The following is an 840-nucleotide window of genomic DNA, read 5'->3' as shown; positions in this document are numbered from 1 at the left end:
GCCTCACGGTGCCGGCGCGCCTGCGCGCGGCCGCCCTGGCGCCGCTGGTAGGCGTCCCGGTCGGCGCGGGCACGGGCGGCGTCGGAGGCGCCGAGCAGCCGGCGGTACTGCATCGCCGCCTTCAGCGGATCGTCGGGACCAGGGTCGAGATCGCGGTCTGCATCGGAAGCTGGATCGGCGGGGATGGCCGTGATCGCAGCCGCGTCCGGCGTCGCCGTCGCGCCGCGCTGCCACGACCCGGCGATGGACCAGGCCTCGGGGGTGTCCAACGGCTCAGCTCCCGCCATCATCGCGCTCCGTCCTCCCCCGGCCCCGGCCGGCCGGGCGGGCCCCGCCTCGCGGCGGACACCCACCCAGCCGACACCGTCTGGATCTTCCTGCCCGATCGCCACCGGCCTACCCCCGCACCATCGGCGCGAACGGCACCACCGTGCGCGGCTCGGACTGGATGTGCCGGTCGAACAACACCGCCCGGTTCGGCATCGTGCCGCCGGCCACCGGGCGGTGACCCGCCAGGGCGAACAGGTCGCTGCCGGGCACCCCCGCGGCCGCCCACGCCGCGATGTCGTCCCGGTTGACCGGCCCGAGGTCCTCCGCCATCCGGGACACTCCGCGCCACCAGCCGACCAGGTGGACACGGGTGGCCGGACCGCGGCGGGTGACCGTGCGCAGATCGTCGAGGCCGGTCCGGCGCGACGCCGGGTCACGCACCTCCAGGGCGGCCCGCCCGGCGTCCATCGCGAACACGACCACCAGGCGCAGGGGCGGTTCTGGCCCGGCGGTGCCGGCGAGCGCCGCCTCCTCCCTGGCCCGCGTCTCGTCCGCGGCGGCGGCGAGCAC

At 77.5% G+C, this 840-nt stretch carries 2 pseudogenes; both read right to left on the bottom strand.

The annotated features are described in order from the left end of the window. Nucleotides 1-287: pseudogene (locus ND748_RS33015) on the bottom strand (hypothetical protein); the annotation flags it as partial. A gap of 109 nt (nucleotides 288-396) precedes the next feature. Continuing rightward, a pseudogene (locus ND748_RS33010) lies at nucleotides 397-840 on the bottom strand (cell division protein FtsK); the annotation flags it as partial.

The organism is Frankia sp. AiPs1, assembly GCF_023716945.1.
Taxonomy (GTDB): Bacteria; Actinomycetota; Actinomycetes; order Frankiales; family Frankiaceae; genus Frankia.
The sequence above is the reverse complement of the archived record's forward strand: the minus strand, read 5'-3'. Positions and strand labels throughout refer to the sequence as shown.